The organism is Streptomyces sp. P1-3, assembly GCF_050613155.1.
Lineage (GTDB): Bacteria > Actinomycetota > Actinomycetes > Streptomycetales > Streptomycetaceae > Streptomyces.
On record NZ_CP192512.1, the window covers coordinates 7,581,579 to 7,603,234 of the forward strand.

A 21,656-nucleotide genomic window follows, 5' to 3' on the forward strand; every position below is an offset into this window, starting at 1 on the left:
CAATAGCCGCAACGGGATTCCTGTGCCACCGTATGCGGCATGACGGGCAACGGGCACAGCCACGGGCACGTTCATGGACACGGCCACCACCCGCACAAGCCTCCGTGGGCGCGGCTGCGGCACCGGTTGGCGCATCTGCTCACGCCGCACTCCCACGAGTCCTCGGACAAGGTCGACGCGGCCATGGAGTCCTCGGCCGAGGGCATGCGCACCCTGTGGCGCTCGCTCTGCATCCTCGGCGCCACCACCGTCGTCCAGGCGGTGATCGTGGCGATATCCGGCTCGGTGGCGCTGCTGGGCGACACCGTCCACAACGCCGCCGACGCGCTGACGGCCGTGCCTTTGGGGATCGCGTTCCTCCTGGGGCGCAGAGCGGCGACGAGGAAGTTCACCTACGGCTACGGCCGCGCCGAGGACCTGGCCGGCGTCGTCATCGTGCTCACCATCGCCGCGTCCGCGGCGTTCGCCGCGTGGGCCGCGATCGACCGGCTGCTGAGTCCGCGGCCGGTGTCCCATCTGGCGGCGGTCGCCGCCGCCGCGGTCGTCGGCTTCCTCGGCAACGAGTGGGTGGCCCGCTACCGCATCCGCACCGGCCGCAGGATCGGCTCCGCCGCGCTGGTCGCCGACGGGTTGCACGCCCGCACCGACGGGTTCACCTCCCTGGCCGTCCTCCTGGGCGCCGGCGGTTCCGCACTCGGCTGGCATCTGGCCGACCCGATCGTCGGCCTGCTGATCACGGCCGCCATCCTGCTGGTCCTCAAGGACGCCGCACGAGAGGTCTTCCGGCGGCTGATGGACGCCGTCGACCCCGCGCTGGTCGAGTCCGCCGAGACCGCGCTGCGGCGGGTCGACGGCGTCGCGGACCTCGGCGAACTGCGGCTGCGCTGGATCGGCCACCAACTGCGCGCCGAGGTCGCCATCGTCGTCGACGGCGAGCTGAACCTACGTCAGGCCCATCGTGTCGCCGTCGAGGCGGAGCACGCCCTGCTGCACGCCGTGCCCCGGCTCACCGCGGCCCTGGTGCACGCAGACCCGGCGCACGACCCCGCGCACACCGACCCCCACGCAGGCCTCGCCCACCACCGCTAGGGGCCGCGCGGTGGCAGCGGCTGCTCGGCCCAGATCACCTTGCCGGTCAGGGTGTACCTGGTCCCCCAGCGCTCCGCGAACTGGGCCACCAGGAACAGCCCGCGCCCGCCCTCGTCCGTGGTGGCGGCGTAGCGCATGTGCGCGGAGGTGCTGCTGGTGTCGGAGACCTCGCAGATGAGGCTGCGGCCGCGCAGCAGTCGCACATGGCTCGGCCCGGAGGTGTAGCGGATGGCATTGGTGATCAGCTCGCTGAGGATCAGCTCCGTGGTGAACGCGACCTCCTCCAGCCCCCACCGCGCGAGCTGCCGGGAGACCTCGGCCCGGACCACGGCCACCGCCGCCGGGTCCGCCGGCACGTCCCAGTCCGCGATCCGGTCGGCGTCCCACAGCTGCGTCCGGGCCGCGAGCAGGGCGATGTCGTCGCTCGGGCGGGCCGGCAGCAGCGCCTCCAGCACCGCGCCGCAGATCCGCTCCGGCGGCTGCCCGGCCTCCTCGCGCAGCACCTCGGTCAGCAGCGTCAGCCCGGTGTCGATGTCCCGGTCACGGCTCTCGACGAGCCCGTCCGTGTACAGCACCAGCATGCTCCCCTCGGGCAACAGCACCTCCGCCGTCTCGAACGGGACCCCGCCCACGCCCAGGGGCGGCCCCCCGGGCACATCGGCGAACCGGACCTCACCGTCCGGCAGGACGACCACCGGCAGCAGATGGCCGGCCCGGGCCATGCTGCACCGCCCTGTGGTCGGATCATAGATCGCGTACAGGCACGTCGCCCCGGTGATCGCGGCCTCGCCGCCCAGCGGGGACTCGTCCTGGTCGATGCCGCCCACCAGCTCGTCCAGATGCCCCAGGAGCTCGTCGGGAGGCAGGTCCAGCGTGGAGAAGTTGTGCACCGCCGTGCGCAGCCGGCCCATGGTGGCGGCCGCGTGCAGCCCGTGCCCCACCACGTCCCCCACGACCAGCGCCACCCGGGCCCCCGGCAGCGGGATCACATCGAACCAGTCGCCGCCCACGCCTGCCTGCGCGGGCAGATAGCGGAAGGCGAGTTCGAGCGCGTCCTGCGCGGGGAAGCGCCGCGGCAGCAGGCTGTGCTGCAACGTCACGGCCATGTTGTGCTCACGCGTGAAGCGGCGGGCGTTGTCGACGCACACCGCCGCACGGGTCCCCAGCTCCTCCGCCAGGGAGAGGTCGTCCTCCTCGAACGGCTCGGGCGCCTCCGACCGCCAGAAGTTCACCACCCCCAGCAGCACCCCCCGGGCCCGCAACGGCACTGTGATCAGCGAATGGATGCCGTAGTCGAGCACCCGGGCCGCCCGCTCCGGGTGCTGCGTCTGCCAGCCGAGCGCTTCGGACAGCACGGGTTCGAGCGCCGGCCGACCGCTGTGCAGCCCCCATCCCTGCGGCGTCGAGGGCTCGTAGACGATCCGTTCCCCCAGCGGGAACAGCGGATGGTCGTCCCGGATCCCGGCGACCGCCGTACGCAGCATCCGCGGATCGTGGCCGACGTGCGGCTCCTCGCCCCGCAGCACCGGCTCCGCCAGGTCGACGGTGACGAAGTCGGCGAACCTCGGGACCGACACCCGAGCCAGCTCCTCTGCCGTCCGGGTCACGTCCAAGGTGGTCCCGATGCTCGTGCTCGCGTCGTACAGCAGCCGCAGCCGCCGGCGCGCCACATCGGCCCGCTCCGACAGCGCCCGCAGCTCGGTGGAGTCACGCAGCGTCGCGACACTGCCGGGCGGGCCGCCCTTGCGGGCCGTGAGCCGGTTGTTCACCGCCAGCAGCCGGTCACCGCTCTCCACCACCTCGTCGGTCGCCTCCCGCCCCGAAGCCAGCAGCTCCGCCAGCCGCGGGGCGAGACCGAGCCCGGTGACCGGGCGGCCCTCAAGGCGGTCGGGCAGCTCCAGCAGCCGACGCGCCTCGTCGTTGGCCAGCAGCAGCCGGCCGTCACCCCCCACGATCAGCACGCCCTCCCGGACCGAGTGCAGCACCGCGTCGTGATGCTCGTACATCCGGGTCATCTCGGCCGGGCCCAGCCCGTGCGTCTGCCGCCTCAGCCGCCTGCTGGCCAGGGCCGCCCCGCCCGTGGCCAGGACCAGCGCGGCGGCGGTGCCGCCCAGCAGGATCGGCAGCTGCCGGTCCACCGCCCCGGTGACCTTCTCGATGGTGACCCCGGCGGACACCAGGCCCACGACCTGCCCGTCGGAGTCGTTGACCGGCACCACCGCCTGCACCAGGGGGCCGATCGTTCCCTCGATGGTCTCGGTGACCGGCCTTCCGGCCAGCGGTTCTTCGATGTCCCCGACGAACTTCTTCCCGATCCGGTCCGGCAGCGGATGCGTGTAGCGGATCCCGGCGGTGTCGGTCACCACCACGAAGTCCACGTCGGACAGCTCACGGGCCTCCTCGGCCCGCGGCTGGAGCACCGCCGTCGGATCGGGACTCCGCAGCGCCTCGACGATCCCCGGCGAACTGGCGAAGGTCTCCGCGACCGCCAGCGACCGCCTGCGGGCCTCCTCCTTGCTGTCCCGCTCCGCCTGGAGCAGCAGCGCGACCACCCCCGCGACGACCAGCAGCAGCACGACGATCAGCTGGAGGACGAAGACCTGCCCGGCCAGGCTGCGCAGATACGCCAGAATCCGGGCTCGGGCTGGGGTCCGGGCCATACGTCATGGTCCCACTTTCCCGTGCCGGGATGCGAGTGGAACAGGCCGACAGAGACGGTGGAAAAACGGGCCGGCGGATCGCCGGACGGGCCGACCGGGACACGTGAGCGCCCCGCCGCGCCCCTGTCAGGGACGCGGCGGGGCGGCCGGGTTCAGCGGGTCCGGGTCTCGTCTCGGATGAGAGAGCGGACCATCCGGCAGGTGGTGTTGGACGGCGGGCGCACCCCGATCCGCGCCGCGGTGGTCCGTATCCGGCGGTTGCGGGCCTGCTCAGGGCGGTACACACCCGAGTCGAGCAGGGCGATGGCCAGGCGCATGGCCTTCAGACGGCGGTTGTGGGACTCGTACCACTCACGCGGCTGCCCCGCGGGCAACCGCTTCTTCGGCAGGGTCGGCAGGCACGGGAGAGGTTTTGCGGCAACGGCCATCGGCATCCTCCACAGACGATCGGGAACCGCTTGCTGAACACCCCCCATTCTACGTCCCGGCACTGACAAAAGCCCCTGGCCAGACGGGGTTTGAGGGGCACTTCGGGTACCGTGTCGGCCATGGAGATCTGGATCAATCCCGCGTGCTCGAAGTGCCGCAGCGCGATCAAGCTGCTCGACGCCGAAGGCGCCGGATACACCGTCCGCCGCTACCTGGAGGACGCGCCCGGCCAGGACGAGATCCGGGCCGTGCTCGGCAGGCTCGGACTGGAACCCTGGGACATCACGCGCACCCAGGAGGCCGCGGCGAAGGAACTCGGGCTGAAGGACTGGCCCCGCGAGGAGGGCACACGCGACCGCTGGATCGCCGCCCTGGCGGAACATCCGAAGCTCATCCAGCGGCCGATCATCACGGCCGACGACGGATCGGCGGTGGTGGCGCGCACGGACGAGGCGGTACGGGAGGCTCTGTCCCGGTCCGCGCGCTGACCTGTGCGTCCGGCCGGAACGACCCGGGCCCGTGCGTCCGCCCCGGGACGACCTGGGCTCGCGCCTCCACCCAGCGACGACCCTGGCTCGCGCGGCGGGCCCCGCACGCTCGGTCAGACAGCCGCCGGGCGGGAGCTCAGCCCAGCGGTAGCGGCCTCGGCAGCGGCTGCTCCGCCCAGATGGTCTTGCCCCGCCGCGTGTAGCGGCTGCCCCACCGGCTGGTCAGCTGAGCGACGAGATACAGCCCGCGGCCGCCCTCGTCGGTGGCCCGCGCGCGCCGCATCCGCGGCTGCGTGCCACTGGGGTCGGACACCTCGCACGTCAGCACGTCGGTGCGGATCATCCGCAGCTCCACCGGGCCGCCCGCGTACCGGATGGCATTGGTGACCAGTTCGCTCACCACGAGCTCGGTGGTGAACTGCAGCGTCTCCAGGCCCCAGGTGGCGAGCTGCCGGGCCACCAGCTCCCGTGCGTCGGCGACGACGGCCGGGTCCGCGTCGAGTGTCCAGGTGGCGGTGTCCTCCCGCGGCACGCGCCGGGTGCGGGCGACGAGCAGGGTCACGTCGTCCGGCAGCCGGGTCGGCGGCAGCCCCGCCACGACCTCCTGGACCACGCCGTGCAGCGGGCTGTGCAGCGCGTCCGCCCGCACCAGGCGGGCCCGCAACTGCTCCATGCCCTCGTCGATGTCACCCTCACCGCGTTCGATCAGGCCGTCGGTGTAGAGCGCCAGGACGCTGCCGGGGGCGAGGTCGACCACGGCCTTCTCGAACGGCAGGCCGCCCACCCCGAGCGGCGGGCCCGGGTTCAGCTCGATGTACGACGCGGTGCCGTCCGGGCCGAGCAGGGCCGGTGGCGGGTGTCCCGCGCTGGCCAGCGTGCAGCGCCCGGTCAGCGGGTCGTACACCGCGTACAGGCAGGTGGCGGCGAACGAGTCGCGCCCGCCGTCGGAGCCGGTGTCGAGCACGCGGCCGCGCTCTTCTCCGCGTGCCGCACCGGCCCGCTCCGGGTACTCTCCGTGCTCCATCGGCCCCGGTTCCAGGGGCAGCTGCATGACCAGGTCGTCGAGGTGGGTGAGCAACTCGTCCGGCTCGGGGTCGAGATCGGCCAGCGTCCGCACGGCGGTACGCAGCCGTCCCATCGACGCGGTCGCCCGCAGGCCGTGGCCCACCACGTCCCCGACGACCAGCGCCACCCGGGCGGAGGACAGGGGAATGACGTCGTACCAGTCGCCGCTGACGCCGCCGACCGGGTCGGCCGGAAGGTAGACGCTGGCGGTGCGGACCGCGGCCATGTCGGCCGTGGCCGGCGGCAGCAGGCTGCGCTGCAGGCTGACGGCGGCGAGATGCTCGCGGGTGTAGCGGCGGGCGTTGTCCAGCGCCAGCCCCACGCGGGCGGCGATCTCCCGGACCAGCGCGAGGTCGGCCTCGTCGAACGCGGGCCGGTGCGGTGCGGTGCGCCAGAGGGTGAGGGTGCCCAGCTGGATGTCGCGGGCGCTCAGTGGCGCGCTGATCGCCGACCGGGCCCCCGGCACGGCGCGGGCCCAGCCGGTGGGCCGGTCATCGGCGGGATGGTCGGTGTCCGGTACGAGGAACCCTTCGCGCGACCCCCGGGGTACGGGCGGGGAGGCCAGGTCGTCCCCGGTGGCCGGCGCCCCGGGGCCCGGAGCCTCCGCGCCCTCTCCGGCGGTGGCCGTGCGGCGCTGGGCGACGCGCCCGTACCGGTCGGGCACGGGCTCGGTGCCGTCGAACACGGCGTCGGCCACGTCCACCGCCACGCTGTCGGCGAACGCGGGCGCCAGCACGTCGGCCAGGTCCCGGCTCGTCTGCTCCGCGGACAAGGCCCCGCCCAGGGCGGCGGTGGCGCGGTGGAGCACGGCCAGCCGCTCCTGGGCACGGTGTTGCTCGGTGGTGTCGGTGTAGGTGACGGCCACCCCGAGGAGGCGCCCGCCCGGTTCCTGGAGCCGGAACGCCGAGAACGTCATGTGGCGTCCGCTGCGCGGGTCCTCCAGCGTCCGCGTCAGGGCGGTGGATCCGACCACCGGTTCGCCCGTACGGAGCACATGGCGCAGCTGCGCGTCGACCGCCTCGGCGTCCTGTGCCCACAGGAAGTCGCCGAGCCGCAGTCCGCGCAGGTCCGGGGGTACGCCGGTGTACGGCAGGAGCGGGGTGTTGGTGCGCACCACCCGCAGTCCCGCGTCGAAGACGGCCAGTCCGATGCGGTCCTGCGCGAACAGCTCCCCGGCCAGGGCGTGGTCCTCGCGCCATCTGGCGATCAGGTCGGCGGGGGCCGCGAGGATCAGATGGCTCGGCTCGTGGCGGCGGCGGGGCCCGGTCAGCGGTATGACACGGCACAGGATCTCCAGCTCCTGGCCGGAGCCGTGCGTCACCGTGGCCCTGCCCTCCCGCACCTGTGCGCCGCACAGCGCCGCGGCCTTCGCCCTGTGCGCGGCCGGGTCGGCGAGGAGGTCGGTGACCGGGCGGCCGCACACGTCCTCGGCCCGGCGCCCGAGGAGTTCCTCCGCCGCGGCGGTCCACGTCAGCAGGGCGCCCGCACCGTCCACCAGGGCTGCGGCGGTGTTGTAGACGGCGAAGGGATAGCCGTCTGCTGTGGTGGCTGCGTCCATGCGGATTCATCCTGTTGTCGGCCGGTCACCATGGTCTCAGGGCCGGTGGCGGTGCACGACATGGTGCGTTCCAATGGTGCGTTCCATCGGAACTCAAGTGACTGCTGGGAGACTGGCGAAGCTCGGGGCCGAAGTGGCACGGTCATCGGTTCCGTGCTGGAGTTGTCGTGACTGTCGCTTTTCGGGGGACAACCTCTGCCGAGATTGTTGCTCCAAAGGAGAATTGATGCGCGTGGATCGCAGCAAACGACCTCCTGACGCCCCTCCCGAGGCCATATCCTCCGACCCGTCGGGAGGTTTCTCCGTCGCTCCGATCACCGACAATTGCCGCCGGGTCTACGAGGAAGGGCGGCATATCGTCGTGGGGGTCAGCCACGGAAACAGCTATTTCAGCGTCAAACTACTCGGCAGCCTGCTCCGCTGGAGTCATGTCAGATTCAACCGGGTCGATGTCATCATCCCCGACGCGGCGCTCCGGGAGAACCTGCTGGTGCTGGGGCGTTCCCCCGAATACGCGGAGCGCAAATCCCGGCAGGAGACCAACGCCGTGCGCAACCGGGTGACACGGGCGCTGGACGCGGCGCGGATTCCCGCCGCCGGCGCCACGCATGTCCACCTGCTGTCGGACCTCGTGGACGACCCGGTCTACCGCACCCTGCGCGAACGCGCCGAAGCGGCGCTGCACCAGGACGGGGAGATCCGGCGGGCCTGCCTGCGGATGAGCCGTCTCGCGCTCGCCAAGTACGTCGACGGCGCAGCGCCGACGGACGACCAGGTCCGGGCGGGAATGCGCTATCCACTGGCCGAGCTGCCGTTCTTCCTCGGGTCCGCCGAGATATTCGGGGTCTCGTCCTCCCTGTGCTTCTATCACAAACCGATCCCGCTCGCCGACATCCTGTTCTCAAGGAATGCGGACCTGACTCCCTCCCCGCGTCAGGGATACGCGGTCATCCGTCCGGCAGGCCGTCCCGCGGGGCCGGAATCTCGATTCCAGGAGAGTGCATGCACGCGCGCGAACTGACAGCCGCCGGTCTGCACGACAGGCGACTCGCCGCCGCCTACACCTGCTGCGGACGATATCTGTCCCAGCGGAACTCTGCGGCCTATCCGCTGGCGCGCTGTCTGCTGCCGCCGGGACGACGGCCGTACTGGGACGCCATCCTCGCCTTCTCCACGTACGTGGACGATCTCATCGACGACCCGACGAAACCCACCACCGAGCGGCTCGCCCAGTACGACGCATATGTACGGGAGTTCCTGGACCTCCTGGCGGGGGACGGCGAAGGGCCGCGGAAGCCGGCGGCGACACAGGACCGAACCGGTCGGCAACTAGCCTGTGCCTTCCGTCATTTCGCCCGCACCTGGGACATTCCCACGCGGTCCATACGCCGATTCCTGACCACCATCCGCACCGACCTCTCGGTCACCGAGTACCCCCGCTACGCGGATCTGGCGGAGTACATCGACGGGGTCTGCGGGCAGGGCACGATCTGGGGAAACGCCCTGCTCGAACCACGCGACGAGGAAGCCGACCGCCGGGCCGTCGCCGCGAGTTTCGGGCTCCAACTCACCGACTACCTGCGAGACCTGCGCGAAGACCTCGCCGACGGGCGCCTCTACCTGCCGGTGGAGGACCTGAACGACTTCGGCCTGACCCGCGCCGGTGTGGAACAGGCCGCTCGGGACAGGCGCATGACCCCCCAACTGCGGGAACTGGTGGAATTCCAGACCGATCGCGCCCGGCGGTGCTTCGCCGAGGCGGCCGACTGGTGGCGGCTGGTGCATCCGTCCGCCCAGGAACTGCCACGGCAGTACGTACGCCTCGGCCGTATCACCCTGGAGCAGATCCGGCGGTCCGACCACGACATCTTCCATCCCCGCCCGCGCGCCCGTCTGGCCTGCGCCGCGGCCTCCTGTGCCGGCTTCGCCCTCGGCTACGCCCGGGCCGCCGCCGCGCACCGGACCGCCGGCCCGCGGCCCGTACCCCGGCCGTACCCGCGCACTCCGGCGGCCCAGCAGAGCGACCGCCCCTGAACCGAGACCGGCCCCGTACCCACTCCGAGCAGCGCAGAAACGGAGACTTCATGCGTCTGACCGTGGTCATGCCCGGCAGCTCCGACTACCTCGACCTGGTCAGACGGGAGTGCGAGCAGTGGGTGGGCGACGACACCAAGCTGGAGGTCACCGCGGTCGGCGATGCCGCATCGGTCGCCTCCCGGTACGAGATGGCCATGGCCGCCCCGGCGCTCCTGGCCGAGGTGACCCGCGCGGCGGACGCCGGGAGCGACGGGGTGTTCATCGCCTGCGCGGGAGAGCCGGCGGTGCACGCGGCACGCGAGGTGGTCGACATCCCCGTCATGGGGGGCTTCGAGCCCGCGTTGCTCACGGCACTCTCCCTGGGCCACCGAGTGGGCGTCATCAGCGTGCTGCCGAGCGTCGTACCGATCTTCCACGAGCTGATCCGGCACCACGGGCTCTCCGAACGCTGCCGGTCGGTCCGGGTCATCAACACCCCGGAGCTCTCGCTGCACGACCAGGACACCTTGGTGGACCACCTGTTCGCCCAGGCATCGGCGGCAGTGGCCGCCGGCGAGGCGGACGCCCTCGTGCTCGGCTGCACCGGCTTCCTGGGCGTCGCCGCGCTCCTCCAGGACCGCCTGGCCGCCCACGGGCCCTACGTACCGGTCATCGACCCCACCGGCGCGGCGCTGCTGGCCCTGCACAGCGCCGTGCGCCTCGGACTGCGGAGCAGCCGTATCACCTACGCACCGCCACCGGTGATGACGTGGCACCGGTGACCGGGAGGGACACGCCGTGACCGTACTGGCCGAGGGCGTCGGCGACGAGTCCGATGTCGGCGTCTTCTACGGGGCGATCGCCGACTTCTGCGCCACCGCCGCGGGCACCGGAGCGCTGCACAAGGGGTACTTCCGCGGCGCTGACGATCCGGCGACGCTGGCGGAGGGAGCCGACCGCCTCACCCGCCTCGCCGGGGAGCGGCTCGGGCCGGCCCCCGGCGACCGGCTGCTGGACATCGGCTGCGGCACGGGCCAGCCCGCACTGCTCCTCGCCGCCGAGACCGGGTGTTCGGTGACCGGCGTCGACGCCAGTGAAGCCCTTGTGCGCGCTGCTCGGCGACGGGCCGCACAGACGGGGGCCGGCAGGATGACGGCCTTTCAGCAGGGTGGCGTCACCGCGCTGCCGTTCCCGAGCGGTGGTTTCGATCAGGCGCTCATGGTGGAGGTCGCCGGCCACCTCCCGAACGGCGGGAGCCCGTCGGTGAAGGCCGTGGCACTGGCGGAGGCCGCGCGCTGCCTGCGCCCCGGAGGCCTCCTGCTGCTCGCCGACTCGGTGCTGTCCCCCCGGTCGGAACGCCGGGACGGCGAGCTCACGGCAGCGCCCTCCGTGCATCTGGCCACCCGGGAGCAGTACCTCGCCCTGCTGGACGCCGCGGGGTTCGACGTGCTCCGCGTCGACGACCTGACCGAGCAGGTGTGCCCGACCGGCCGCAAGACGGTCGAAGCCGTTCGCCACCGCCGGGAGCAGCTCCTCGACGCCTACGGATCCGCGGCCGTGGCGCGGATGACGGCGCTGGTGGAGCAACTGGCGGCGGCCGACCGGCACCTCGGCTATCTCATGATCACGGCCTCGGCCCGCCACTGACGCGGGGCCCGGCCGTCTCCTGGACTGGCGGGTCGTGTGCCCGTCCGGTCCGTGGTGAGGCTCCTCACCAGGGGCGCGGCTGCGGCATCGGCGCGGCCGCGGCGCCCACCGGGACATGCTCGGGCGGCCGTTCGAAGTGGGACTTGGCGTACCGGGCCGTGTCGCACAGGCCGGTGAGCAGGTGCAGGCCGAGCCGGGTGGCGATGCCGCTGGAGACGGTGAACACGCTGGAGAGGGACGGCAGGCCGACTCCGACGCGGTCGGGCGGTGCCGGTTCGGGGGAGCGGGGGGCGGGGATCTGGGCCGTGGTTCCGCCGAAGCGGCGTGCGCGCTGGGCGTACAGCTCAAGGGCCTGCCTGAAGTGGTCGGCGCCGAAGTCGGGCCACAGCACCTCCGGGAAGACGAACTCGGCGTACGCGCACCGCCACAGCATGAAGTTGGACAGCCGGTACTCGCCCGAGGTGCGGATGACGAGGTCGACGTCCGGCAGATCGGGGTGCTGCAGGTGCTGGGCGAAGCTCTCCTCGGTCACTTCCTCGGCCGGAACCTGCTGTTCGATGAGCGTGCGCGCCGCGCGCACGATCTCGCCGCGGCCGCCGTGGTTCAGGGCCACTGTCAGGGTCATCGCGCTGTTGTCCCGCGTGAGGTGCTCGGCGTAGTGCAGCTCTTGGCGCAGCGACTCCGGGATGCGAGGGCTCTTGTCGCCCAGGACGCGCATCCGGATACCGTCGCGGTGCCAGTCGTGGATTCTTCGTCGCAGGAACTGGCAGCCGGTGTCCATGAGGCAGTCGACTTCCTCCTGCGGGCGCGACCAGTTCTCCGTGGAGAACGCGAACAGCGTCAACCAGGGGACGCCCTCCTCCAGAGCGGTTCTGACGACCGTGTGGACAGCGGTTTCGGCGGCCATGTGCCCGTGCGCCCTCGGTAGTCCGCGCTGCTGGGCCCAGCGGCCGTTGCCGTCCATGATGCACGCGACGTGGCGTGCTGTCGTGTGTGACCCCATCTGTCCTCCTAGGCGAGTACTGCATGTGTTTGAGTGGTTTCGTATAGCGATCTACCCCGGCATGGTCGGACTCATCCACCCGGCCCGGTCAAGCCGTGCGCGGCCTGCCCCGGAAATGTCGCGGCGTCCTACCCGTTGACCTCGCTCCGACTCGCCCATACCTTTTCGCCGTTCGGTATCACAGATGGCGTTCGAGATTTCGTACAACGAGAGTCTCGGGCCGCCGGCGAGACGAGGAGACGAGTATGAGTCGCAGCGAAGTCCCCAACCGCAGACTGGTGTTGAAGGGAGCCCTGGCCGCCGGTGCACTCGCCGCGGCACCCACCGGCGCGTACGCCGCCACGGGCGAAGCGCCCGCAGCCGCGTTCACCGCAGGCAAAGCGCTTGCGGTCAGGGAGAGTTATGCCAACCCCCTCGTCCGCCAGCGCGCCGACCCGCACATCCACCGGCACACCGACGGCCGCTATTACTTCACCGCCACCGCCCCCGAGTACGACCGCATCATCCTGCGCAGCTCCCGCACCCTGAGCGGTCTCTCGCGTGCCCAGGAGACGGTGATCTGGCGCAAGCACGGCAGCGGCGACATGGCCGCGCACATCTGGGCGCCGGAGATCCACCACATCGACGGCAAGTGGTACATCTACTTCGCCGCCGCGCCCGCCGACGACGTGTGGAAGATACGCATCTGGGTGCTGGAGAACGCCGGCCGGAACCCCTTCGAGGGCACGTGGACGGAGAAGGGGCAGCTCAAGACCGCTTGGGACACCTTCTCGCTGGACGCCACCACCTTCACCCACGGCAGCGACCGCTACCTCGCCTGGGCGCAGCACGAGCCCGGCATGGACAACAACACCGGCGTCTTCCTGTCCAGGATGGCGAACCCGTGGACCCTCACCGGGCCCCAGATCCGGCTCACCACGCCGGAGTACGCCTGGGAGACCATCGGCTTCAAGGTCAACGAAGGGCCGTCCGTCATCCAGCGCAACGGCCGCGTCTTCATGTCGTACTCGGCCAGCGCCACCGACCACAACTACTGCCTCGGCCTGCTGACCGCCGACGCCGACAGCGACCTGATGGACCCGGCGTCCTGGCGCAAGTCACCCGTACCCGTCTTCGCCGGCAACGACCAGACCAAGCAGTACGGTCCCGGCCACAACTCCTTCACCGTCGCCGAGGACGGCGTCACCGACGTCCTCGTCTACCACGCCCGCCAGTACAAGGAGATCGAAGGCGACCCGCTCAACGACCCCAACCGGCACACCCGCGTCCAGACGCTGGGCTGGAAGGCCGACGGCACACCGGACTTCGGCATTCCGGTGGCCGACGCGCCCGCACGCGGCGGCAAGGCGGCCACGCGCTACACGATGACCGCGTTCACCAACAGCAGCGAATCCAACCTGTACGTCTACGAGTCCGCCGACGCGCTCACCTACTCCCTGATGAAAGGCCCGGCCTACACCCCGCCCACCGGCCTGATCCGCGACCCCAGCCTCATCAGGCACACCGACGGCTCCTACTACATCGCCTACACCACGAACTGGACCGGGAACACCATCGGCCTCGCACGCAGCACCGACCGCGTGACCTGGCGGTTCGTCGCCAACCACACGCTGCCGGTGGCCGGACTCACCCGCACCTGGGCGCCCGAGTGGTTCGTCGACGACGACGGCCGCGTCCACCTCGTCGTCTCCCTCGACACCACGAACGACTACACCTTCCGGCCGCACCTGCTCACGGCGCTCGACGCGTCGCTGACCCGCTGGAGCACCCCGAAGCCGCTGACCGGCCTGGACCGGGCCAACTACATCGACACGTTCGTCGTCCGGCACGGCGGCAAGTACCACGCCATCACCAAGCAGGAGACGACGAAGTACCTGGAGCACGCCGTCGCCGACCGGCTCGAAGGGCCCTACACCTTCATCGGCACGGGCGACTGGGCCGGCTGGGGCAACTGGCGCGAGGGACCGGCACTCGTGCGGCTCGACAACGGCGGCTGGCGGATCTACTTCGACGGCTACACCGAGAAGAAGTACTACTACAGCGACAGCCTCGACGGGCTGCGGACCTGGACGCCGATCCGCGAACTGCCGGGGCTCTCCGGCTTCGCACGCCACTTCACGGTCCTGCGGGAGCAGCGGTGACGCGACGGGCACGAGGACAAGGCCGCCGCTGACGGCGGCAACCTTCGCCGCGCCGCACCCCGTGCACGGCGCGCAGTCCGCGACCACCCTGCGCGGGTACGCCGACGCCCGGGGGGTGCGGTTCGGTGCCGCGACCGACGACACCCCGCTCACCTCCGAGGCGCCGTACACCGCCGTCCTGGACCGTGAGTTCAACTCCGTGACCGCCGGGAACGCCATGAAGTGGGACACCCTCGAACCCACCCGCGCCAGTACGACTGGGCGCCCGCCGACCGGCTCGTCGCCCACGCGGCCGCGCACGGTCAGGGCGTACGCGGCCACACCCTCGTCTGGCACAGCCAGCTGCCGGGCTGGCTGAAGAACGGCGGCCACCCGGCCGCCGAGCTGCGCGGCATCCTCAAGAACCACTCACCACCACGGTCGGCCACTACCGCGGCGCCTTCCCTACGAGGCGCGGACGCCCTCGCGCGTGAGCCAGAAGCCGTCGGTGAACTTCATCAGCCGTTCCTCGGTCAGCTCAGCAGGGCGGGGGTGGCGTGGTCCAGGACGGAGGTGACGCGGTGCCAGGTCTCCAGGTCCCGCTCCACGGGCGGGAGTACGGGCCCGGAGCCGGTGCCCCAGGCGGTGGCGACGGCGACCGGGTCGCCGCCGCCCGCAGCTGCGGCGGCGAGCGCGGCCGCGCCCAGCGCGACGAGCTCGCCCGCCTCGGGCATGACCACGGCCCGGCCGGACAGGCGGCGCACGGTCTCCACCCACATCCGGCCCCGGGCGCCGCCGCCGATCAGCCGCAGCGGGCGGTCGGAGGCGGCGGCCGCCTCCGGGCCGCAGGCGCGCAGCACCTCGTCGAGGGCGCGCAGCACGGTGACGACGGCGCCCTCGTAGGCCGCCCCGAGCAGCTGCTCGCGCGTCGTCGTGTGCCGCAGACCGGTCAGCAGGCCGGCGGCGGTGGGCAGATCGGGGGTGCGCTCGCCGTCGAGGTACGGCAGCAGGACGGCCTCGCCGCCGGGGGCCGCGGCCTCGCGGCCGAGGCCGAGCAGCCCGGCGACCTTGTCGACGGCGAGCGTGCAGTTGAGGGTGCAGGCCAGCGGGAGGTACGTGCCGTCGGTGGCGGCGAAACCGGACAGCGCGGGCGAGGCGGGCCGCGCGCGGGTGGCCGCGAACACGGTGCCGGAGGTGCCGAGGCTGAGCACGGGGTGGTCCAGGAGCCCGGCGCCGCCGAGGCCCAGCCCGACGGCGGCGGCCATGTTGTCACCGGTGCCCGCGGCGACGGCGATCCCGGCGGGTAGCCCCAGCTCGGCGGCGGCCGCGGCGGTCAGCGTACCGGCCCTGGCCGCGCCGGTGGCGGCCACCGGCGGCAGCAGCGCGGCGTCCAGCCCGATCAGTGCCAGCAGCCCGGGGTCGTAGGCCCCGGTGGCCGTGGCGTACCAGCCGGTGCCGGACGCGTCGCCGGGGTCGGTCGCCGGAACCCCGGCCAGCCGCTCGGTGAGGAAGTCGTGGGGGAGGCGGACGGCGGCCGCGGCGTCGGCCGTCGCGGGCTCGTTCTCCCGCAGCCAGCGCCACTTGGTGGCCGTGTACGAGGCGACCGGGACCGAGCCGGTGCGCGCGGTCCACGCAGCGGGGCCGCCGAACTCCTCCGTGAGGGCGGCGGCCTGCGGGGCCGAGCGGGTGTCGTTCCACAGCAGGGCGTGCCGCAGCGGGCGCCCGTCGCGGCCCAGGACGACGAGCCCGTGCTGCTGCCCGGCGACCGCGATGCCGGTCACCGAAGCGGACGGAATCCCGGCCTGGTCGACGCCGGCGCCGACGGCCGCGCGCAGCGCGTCCCACCACACCTCGGGATCGGTCTCGCGGGCGCCCGCCACACCGGTGACCCGGTGCGGGGCGCTGCCGACCGCGAGGGTCCGGCCGGTGTCGGCGTCGGTGAGGACCGCCTTGGTGGACTGGGTCGAACTGTCCACACCGATGACGACGGCGCTCGGCGGCATGCGCGTACCTCTTCTCCGGCCCACCGGTTCCCCGGCCGCTTTTGGTCGTGCCGAGAACAAATTACGGGATGGCACCTCATGGCGACATACCCTTGACCCTTCCTGTGTTCCTTACGAGTTGTGCTCCCTCGTGAGCGGCGGGGTTCTGCGGCGACGGCCCGCCGTGCATGATTAGTCATGACAGAAAACAAATAGGTCCGGCGTGTGTCGGACCCCATGGAGTCAAGGCGGCCGGACCATGACGGAACGCTTCACACCCACCCCCGGGGACAAGTTCAGCTTCGGCCTGTGGACGGTCGGCTGGCAGGGCAGGGACCCGTTCGGGGACGCCACCCGCCCCGCCCTCGACCCCGTCGAATGCGTCCAGCGGCTCGCTGAACTCGGGGCGTACGGCGTCACCTTCCACGACGACGACCTGATCCCCTTCGGCGCCGGTGACACCGAGCGCGAAGCACACGTCAAGCGTTTCCGGCAGGCACTGGACGCCACCGGGCTGATCGTCCCGATGGCCACCACCAACCTCTTCACCCACCCCGTCTTCAAAGACGGCGCCTTCACCGCCAACGACCGCGACGTCCGCCGCTACGCGCTGCGCAAGACCATCCGCAACATCGACCTCGCCGTGGAGCTCGGTGCCCGGGTCTATGTCGCCTGGGGCGGTCGCGAGGGCGCCGAGTCCGGCGCCGCCAAGGACGTGCGCACCGCGCTCGACCGGATGAAGGAGGCATTCGACCTGCTCGGCGAGTACGTCACCGGACAGGGCTACGACCTGCGGTTCGCCATCGAACCCAAGCCGAACGAGCCGCGCGGCGACATCCTGCTGCCCACCGTCGGGCACGCCCTCGCCTTCATCGAGCGCCTGGAGCGCCCCGAGCTGTACGGCGTCAATCCCGAGGTCGGCCACGAGCAGATGGCCGGACTCAACTTCCCGCACGCCATCGCCCAGGCCCTGTGGGCGGACAAGCTCTTCCACATCGACCTCAACGGCCAGTCCGGCATCAAGTACGACCAGGACCTGCGCTTCGGCGCGGGCGACCTGCGCTCCGCGTTCTGGCTGGTCGACCTGCTGGAGTCGGCCGGATACCAGGGCCCCCGGCACTTCGACTTCAAGCCGCCGCGTACGGAGGACGCAGGCGGCGTATGGGCCTCCGCCGCGGGCTGCATGCGCACCTACCTGATCCTCAAGGAGCGGGCCGCCGCCTTCCGCGCCGACCCCGAGGTCCGGGAGGCGCTGCGCGCCGCGCGGCTGGACGACCTCGCGCGACCCACCGCGGAGGACGGGCTCGCCGCGCTGCTCGCCGACCGAAGCGCCTTCGAGGAGTTCGACGCCACCGCCGCCGGAGAGCGCGGCATGGCCTTCGAACGGTTGGACCAGCTCGCCGTGGACCACCTGCTGGGCGTGCGCTGACGCCCGCGCCGGTCCTCATGAGGACCGTGGCTCCCGGCCCGCCCGCATCCGCGATGACTGCGCGCGCGGTGCCCGCACGGCGGGCCTGCGCGAAGTGGTGCCCCACGGTGCCCGCGCCCCGCTGGATCGTCTCCGCCGCGCCCCGTGCCCGCGGCGGAGACGGTCCGGCCGCCTCACGCCTCCGTATACGTGCCGGTCAGGCCTCCGCGTACGCGACGGGGTCGGCCACCACTTCCCGTACGATCCCCGCGGCGGCGCCTCGCGCCGCGTCGCCCGCCAGCGATGAGGCGCGGAGCCTGCCGTCCTCGCCGGACCACAGCCCGGAAACCACCCGGCTCGCGAGCTCCCGGTCGGCCGCCGGGCCCAGCCACGGCATCAGACCGCGATAGACCCCGCCGAGCACGACCGCGTCCGGGTCGAGGAGGTTCACCGCCCCCGACAGCACCCTGCCCAGCATCGTGCCCGCCTCGCGCAGCGCGGCCAGCGCGCGCTCGTCGCCGTCCGCGGCCCGCCGCTCCAGCTCGGCGACGCCCGCCGCGCCGGCGTCCTCGTCGATCCCGGCCGCCCGCAGCAGCGCGGACTGCCCGGCGTACTGCTCCAGGCAGCCCCGCGAGCCGCACCGGCACTCGGGGCCGTCCGCGTCGACGACCACATGCCCGATCTCACCGGCGAAACCGTGCGCGCCGCGCAGCAGCTCGCCGCCGACGACCACCGCGCCGCCGACCCCGATCTCACCCGTCAGATAGAGGAACCCGCGCAGCCCCTCCAGGCCGCCGAACCACAGCTCGGCCAGCGCCGCCAGGTTCGCCTCGTTCTCCGAACTGACCGGCAGCGCGGGCCGGTCCGGCAGCAGCGCCGCCAGCGCCTTCCCGAACAGGCCCGCCGCGGCGACCCGCCGCCAGCCCAGATTCGGCGCCTGCCGCACCGTCCCCGCGGACACCAGACCGGGCAGCGCAAGCCGCACCTGGACCGGGCGCAGATCCTGCTCGCCCGCCGAGACCAGTGCCCGCGCGGCGATCCGGGCGGCACGCGCCAGCACCTCGGCGGGCGGCGCGCCCCGGTTGTCCACGTACTCGGTCAGCCGCACCCGGTCGGTACCGGCGAGATCCACCACGCACACCGACACGTAGTCGATGTTGACCTCCACACCGATCCCGGCGGGACCGGTGCGCGCCACCTTGAGCACGGTGCCCGGCCGCCCGGCCTGACCACTGAACGTCTTGCCCGACTCGGAGAGGAACCCGCCCGCCAGCAACTGCTCGACGAGCGAGGACACAGCGGCCCTGGTCAGCCCGACCCGCGCCGCGACACCGGCGCGCGTCGCCTCGCCCTCGTCGCGGACGGCACGCAGCACCAGGCCCAGGTTGTGCCGTCGCACGCTCTCCCGGCCGGCCTTGCCCGCGAGCGGCGAGAAGTCGCTGTTCATATCGCTGACGAGCTTATGTGATCCGGGTGTACGGGGGTTCCTCCGGCGCCGGAGCCCGGTCAGCGGGCTGCGACGGCACCTGAATTGCCCTGCCTCGCGTGCTGTTCACAGATTTCCGTACATCTGTTGAAAGTTAATCGAACGCAAACCTTGTGAGGAATCCGGCATCGCGGTCAGGATCTTTCCCGCGGCGCGGTCCCCCACACTCGCGTCGCCAGGCCGTCGCCCATCTGGAAACGACACGGGTTTCCCCTTGTGTTTCCTACCCCCCACTGTCTGGGGGCGGCCTGCGATCGTAAGGAGAATCCGTGCGAGTTTCCCGGAACAGCTTCCTTGCCACGACCGCCGGCGCCTTGCTCTGTGTTTCCGTTGCCGGGGGCGCCCAGGCCGGAGCGTCCACCCCCGAAGCCCCGCGTTATCAGCCGCAAATGGTCAACGCGCTCGCCGATTCGCTCGGCATCAGCGAAAAGGCCGCCGTCGAGAGGCTTGACCAGCAGGCGGAACAGCAGAGCACGTTCGGCGAGCTGCGTAAGGACGGGGTCCGGACGGAGGGGGCGTTCTTCGACAGCAAGGGCGCTCTGACCGTCAACGCGTCCGACGCGAAGACCGCCGCGAAGATCGAGGCCGCGGGCCTCAAGGCCCGAATACCCGAGCGCGGCCAGTCCGCCCTCGACCGCGTCAAGGCCGAACTCGACGCCAGGGCCACCAAGCAGGTGCCCACCGGCGTCACCTCCTGGTCGGTCGACCTCGCCTCCGACACCGTCACCGTGCGGGTGAAGAGCGACAAGAGCGACGGGGCCCGCTCGTTCCTCAAGGCCGCCAAGCGGCACGGCGACGCCGTCCGCGTCATCAAGGACAAGCAGCGGCTGGTCACCCAGGCCGTGGTGCCCCCGGGCAAGCGGATGACGTTCGACGGGTTCCTGTGTTCGGTGGGCTACGGGGCCAAGGCCGCGGACGGTACGCGGTACCTGGTGACCGCCGGCCACTGCATCGAGAACCTGCCCGAACTCGCCTACCAGGGCGAGCGGTTCGCCAAGGGCGAGAACACGCGCTTCGCGCTCGGCAAGGACAGCGTGGACATGGGCATCGCCAGGCTCGACGCCGAGGACTCCGTCGGCACGACGGTCGACACCTACGGCAACGGGGACGCCCACGCGGTCAAGGGCAGCGAGCGCGCCCCCGTCGGCGCCGACCTGTGCAAGGCGGGCCAGACCACCGGCTGGACGTGCGGCACGGTCTCCGCCTACAACGTCTCCGTCACCTACACCGATGAGAACGGCGGCCCGGACACCGTCGTCACCGGCCTCGGCAGTTCCACGGTCTGCACCGAGGGCGGCGACAGCGGCGGCGCGTACATCTCCGGCGACCAGGCCCAGGGCATGACCTCCGGCGGCCCGAGCCACCAGCAGTGCGACGGCGTCAACGGCGAAGGCTCCTCGTACTTCCAGCCGCTCGACGACACGCTCGCGCACTACAACCTGACCCTCGACACCGACTGAGGAACTTCCACCCCACGGGAGAACCGGGGGGCGCTCACCGGATACGGTGAGCGCCCCCCGTGCCGTTGGGCACGAGGCCGCGACCTTCCGCCGTCGCCATGACCATCGCCCCCACGACATCGCGACACCGTGTGAACCATCGGAGACGTCATGACCGAGACGCCCCACGACGGACCGGGTGGCAGAGCCACCACCAAGGCTTCGCCCAGCGCTTCCCGCGTTTCCCCGAGCGAGCCCCGTGTTTCGGACATGTCCTTCGCGACCGTGCTCCGGGAGGCGCTGCGGCAGCGCGGCCTCCCCTTGGAGCGGGTACGGGACCGGCTCAAGGCCCAGGGCATCAACGTCAGCCTGGCCACCCTCAGCTACTGGCAGCGCGGCCGCAGCCAGCCCGAACGAGCGCAGTCGCTACGCGCCGTGGACGCACTGGAGACCATCCTCGACCTCCCCGAAGGCACCCTGCGCTCCCTGCTCGGCCCGCCCCGCCCGCGCGGCCGGGCACCGTCCGGGCCGCAGGACCTGACCGCCTCCCAGCGCGTCTTCGGCGAGAACTCGGTCGTGGAACAAGCACTCGGCGAGGCGTTCGCGCACTTCAATGAGGACATCAGCGCGGTCGTGATCCGCGAGACCGTGCGCCTGGACGAACACCGTTGCATACGCAGTGTCTCGGTGAACCAGGTGCTGCGCGCCATCCGCGACGGGGCCGGGCGGATCACCGTCGTGCACCACATCGACGACACCGAGACCGAGTCGATCGACGTCGTCGCCAACTGCGGACGGCTCGGCTCCGTACGCTTCCTGCCGGAGCTGCGCAGCATCGTGGTGGAGATCCTGTTCGGCCGCGAACTGGACAAGAACGAGACCATGGTGGTCGATTACGACGTCCTGCTCGGCCCGAGCCGCCAGATATCCACCCACCACGAACGCCGCACCCGGGTCAATCTCCGCGACTATCTGCTGCACGTCTACTTCCACCCGGCGGCACTCCCGGTCGGCTGCCGCAGCTACTACCGCGAGCGGATCGGCGCCGAGGCGCGCAACACCCGCCGGATATCCCTGGACATCTCCCACTCGGCCCACATGCTCCCGGTCCGCTGCCCGGCCGGCATACACGGGATGGCGTGGGACTGGCCCGCGTGACGGTCTTCCACGGGATCGCTCAGGAGCGCGGGACAAGCCCCCCGGCAGGTCTGCTGCGGGACGAGCCCCCGGCAGGTCTGCCTCGCCTGGCTGCCGGCCCTCTCCTAC

General features: G+C 72.0%; 16 protein-coding genes and 2 pseudogenes. 12 read left to right on the forward strand and 6 right to left on the reverse strand.

The window, feature by feature from the left end:
- The first annotated feature begins 39 nt into the window (after positions 1-39).
- Positions 40-1,089 carry a cation diffusion facilitator family transporter gene (locus ACQUSR_RS32365; protein ID WP_431046765.1) on the forward strand — a complete coding sequence of 350 codons (1,050 nt, stop codon included), beginning with the start codon at positions 40-42 and terminating at the stop codon, positions 1,087-1,089.
- Here ACQUSR_RS32365 and ACQUSR_RS32370 read toward each other — a convergent pair.
- Complete coding sequence (locus ACQUSR_RS32370; protein WP_431046767.1) at positions 1,086-3,749, reverse strand: SpoIIE family protein phosphatase; 2,664 nt, start codon at positions 3,747-3,749, stop codon at positions 1,086-1,088. The two genes, ACQUSR_RS32365 and ACQUSR_RS32370, sit on opposite strands and share 4 nt — an antisense overlap.
- Positions 3,750-3,901: 152 nt before the next feature.
- Positions 3,902-4,177: a hypothetical protein gene (locus tag ACQUSR_RS32375; RefSeq protein WP_304460106.1), complete on the reverse strand. Its 276-nt coding sequence runs from the start codon at positions 4,175-4,177 to the stop codon at positions 3,902-3,904.
- 120 nt (positions 4,178-4,297) lie between these two features.
- Here ACQUSR_RS32375 and ACQUSR_RS32380 point away from each other — a divergent pair, with 120 nt between their 5' ends.
- Positions 4,298-4,666, forward strand: coding sequence for an arsenate reductase family protein (locus tag ACQUSR_RS32380; protein WP_431046769.1), 369 nt, complete (start codon positions 4,298-4,300; stop codon positions 4,664-4,666).
- A gap of 136 nt (positions 4,667-4,802) precedes the next feature.
- Here the strand turns inward: ACQUSR_RS32380 and ACQUSR_RS32385 are convergent, their stop codons facing one another.
- Positions 4,803-7,289 carry a SpoIIE family protein phosphatase gene (locus ACQUSR_RS32385; protein ID WP_431046771.1) on the reverse strand — a complete coding sequence of 829 codons (2,487 nt, stop codon included), beginning with the start codon at positions 7,287-7,289 and terminating at the stop codon, positions 4,803-4,805.
- A gap of 226 nt (positions 7,290-7,515) precedes the next feature.
- On the opposite strand from ACQUSR_RS32385, the gene ACQUSR_RS32390 reads away from it, so the two are divergent.
- Genes ACQUSR_RS32390 through ACQUSR_RS32405 form a run of 4 tightly spaced genes read left to right on the forward strand, consistent with a single transcriptional unit; the run spans position 7,516 to position 10,952 of the window.
- Entirely contained in the window at positions 7,516-8,310 is a 795-nt protein-coding gene (locus tag ACQUSR_RS32390) for a tRNA-dependent cyclodipeptide synthase (RefSeq protein WP_431046773.1), read from the forward strand.
- Positions 8,292-9,323, forward strand: coding sequence for a squalene/phytoene synthase family protein (locus ACQUSR_RS32395; RefSeq protein WP_431046775.1), 1,032 nt, complete (start codon positions 8,292-8,294; stop codon positions 9,321-9,323). Before ACQUSR_RS32390 ends, ACQUSR_RS32395 begins: the two co-directional genes overlap by 19 nt.
- A gap of 50 nt (positions 9,324-9,373) precedes the next feature.
- Positions 9,374-10,087, forward strand: coding sequence for an aspartate/glutamate racemase family protein (locus ACQUSR_RS32400; protein WP_431046777.1), 714 nt, complete (start codon positions 9,374-9,376; stop codon positions 10,085-10,087).
- Positions 10,088-10,103: 16 nt separating this feature from the next.
- Positions 10,104-10,952: an SAM-dependent methyltransferase gene (locus tag ACQUSR_RS32405; protein ID WP_431046779.1), complete on the forward strand. Its 849-nt coding sequence runs from the start codon at positions 10,104-10,106 to the stop codon at positions 10,950-10,952.
- A 64-nt stretch (positions 10,953-11,016) separates the two neighbouring features.
- Here ACQUSR_RS32405 and uppS read toward each other — a convergent pair whose 3' ends face one another.
- A complete protein-coding gene (uppS, locus tag ACQUSR_RS32410; protein WP_431046781.1) occupies positions 11,017-11,955 on the reverse strand; it encodes a polyprenyl diphosphate synthase in 939 nt (312 codons plus the stop codon).
- A gap of 245 nt (positions 11,956-12,200) precedes the next feature.
- On the opposite strand from uppS, the pseudogene ACQUSR_RS32415 reads away from it, so the two are divergent.
- The 3 genes and pseudogenes from ACQUSR_RS32415 to ACQUSR_RS32425 form a co-directional block, all read left to right on the forward strand.
- Positions 12,201-13,289: pseudogene (locus tag ACQUSR_RS32415) on the forward strand (glycoside hydrolase family 43 protein); the annotation flags it as partial.
- A gap of 105 nt (positions 13,290-13,394) precedes the next feature.
- Positions 13,395-14,096, forward strand: coding sequence for a glycoside hydrolase family 43 protein (locus ACQUSR_RS32420; protein ID WP_431047978.1), 702 nt, complete (start codon positions 13,395-13,397; stop codon positions 14,094-14,096).
- 115 nt (positions 14,097-14,211) lie between these two features.
- Positions 14,212-14,444, forward strand: a pseudogene (locus ACQUSR_RS32425) (endo-1,4-beta-xylanase); the annotation flags it as partial.
- A 164-nt stretch (positions 14,445-14,608) separates the two neighbouring features.
- On the opposite strand, the gene xylB reads toward ACQUSR_RS32425, so the two are convergent.
- Positions 14,609-16,078: a xylulokinase gene (gene xylB, locus ACQUSR_RS32430; protein WP_431046782.1), complete on the reverse strand. Its 1,470-nt coding sequence runs from the start codon at positions 16,076-16,078 to the stop codon at positions 14,609-14,611.
- 238 nt (positions 16,079-16,316) lie between these two features.
- Here xylB and xylA point away from each other — a divergent pair, with 238 nt between their 5' ends.
- Positions 16,317-17,486, forward strand: coding sequence for a xylose isomerase (gene xylA, locus ACQUSR_RS32435; protein ID WP_431046784.1), 1,170 nt, complete (start codon positions 16,317-16,319; stop codon positions 17,484-17,486).
- Between the two features lie 196 nt (positions 17,487-17,682).
- Here xylA and ACQUSR_RS32440 read toward each other — a convergent pair whose 3' ends face one another.
- Positions 17,683-18,912: an ROK family protein gene (locus ACQUSR_RS32440; protein ID WP_431046786.1), complete on the reverse strand. Its 1,230-nt coding sequence runs from the start codon at positions 18,910-18,912 to the stop codon at positions 17,683-17,685.
- A gap of 308 nt (positions 18,913-19,220) precedes the next feature.
- Between ACQUSR_RS32440 and ACQUSR_RS32445 the strand changes: the two genes are divergently transcribed.
- Together ACQUSR_RS32445 and ACQUSR_RS32450 are read left to right on the forward strand one after the other, a co-directional pair.
- Entirely contained in the window at positions 19,221-20,411 is a 1,191-nt protein-coding gene (locus ACQUSR_RS32445; protein WP_431046788.1) for a S1 family peptidase, read from the forward strand.
- 249 nt (positions 20,412-20,660) lie between these two features.
- Positions 20,661-21,548 (forward strand): hypothetical protein, encoded by an 888-nt coding sequence (locus ACQUSR_RS32450; RefSeq protein ID WP_431046791.1) that lies wholly within the window; start codon positions 20,661-20,663, stop codon positions 21,546-21,548.
- Positions 21,549-21,656: the final 108 nt, after the last annotated feature.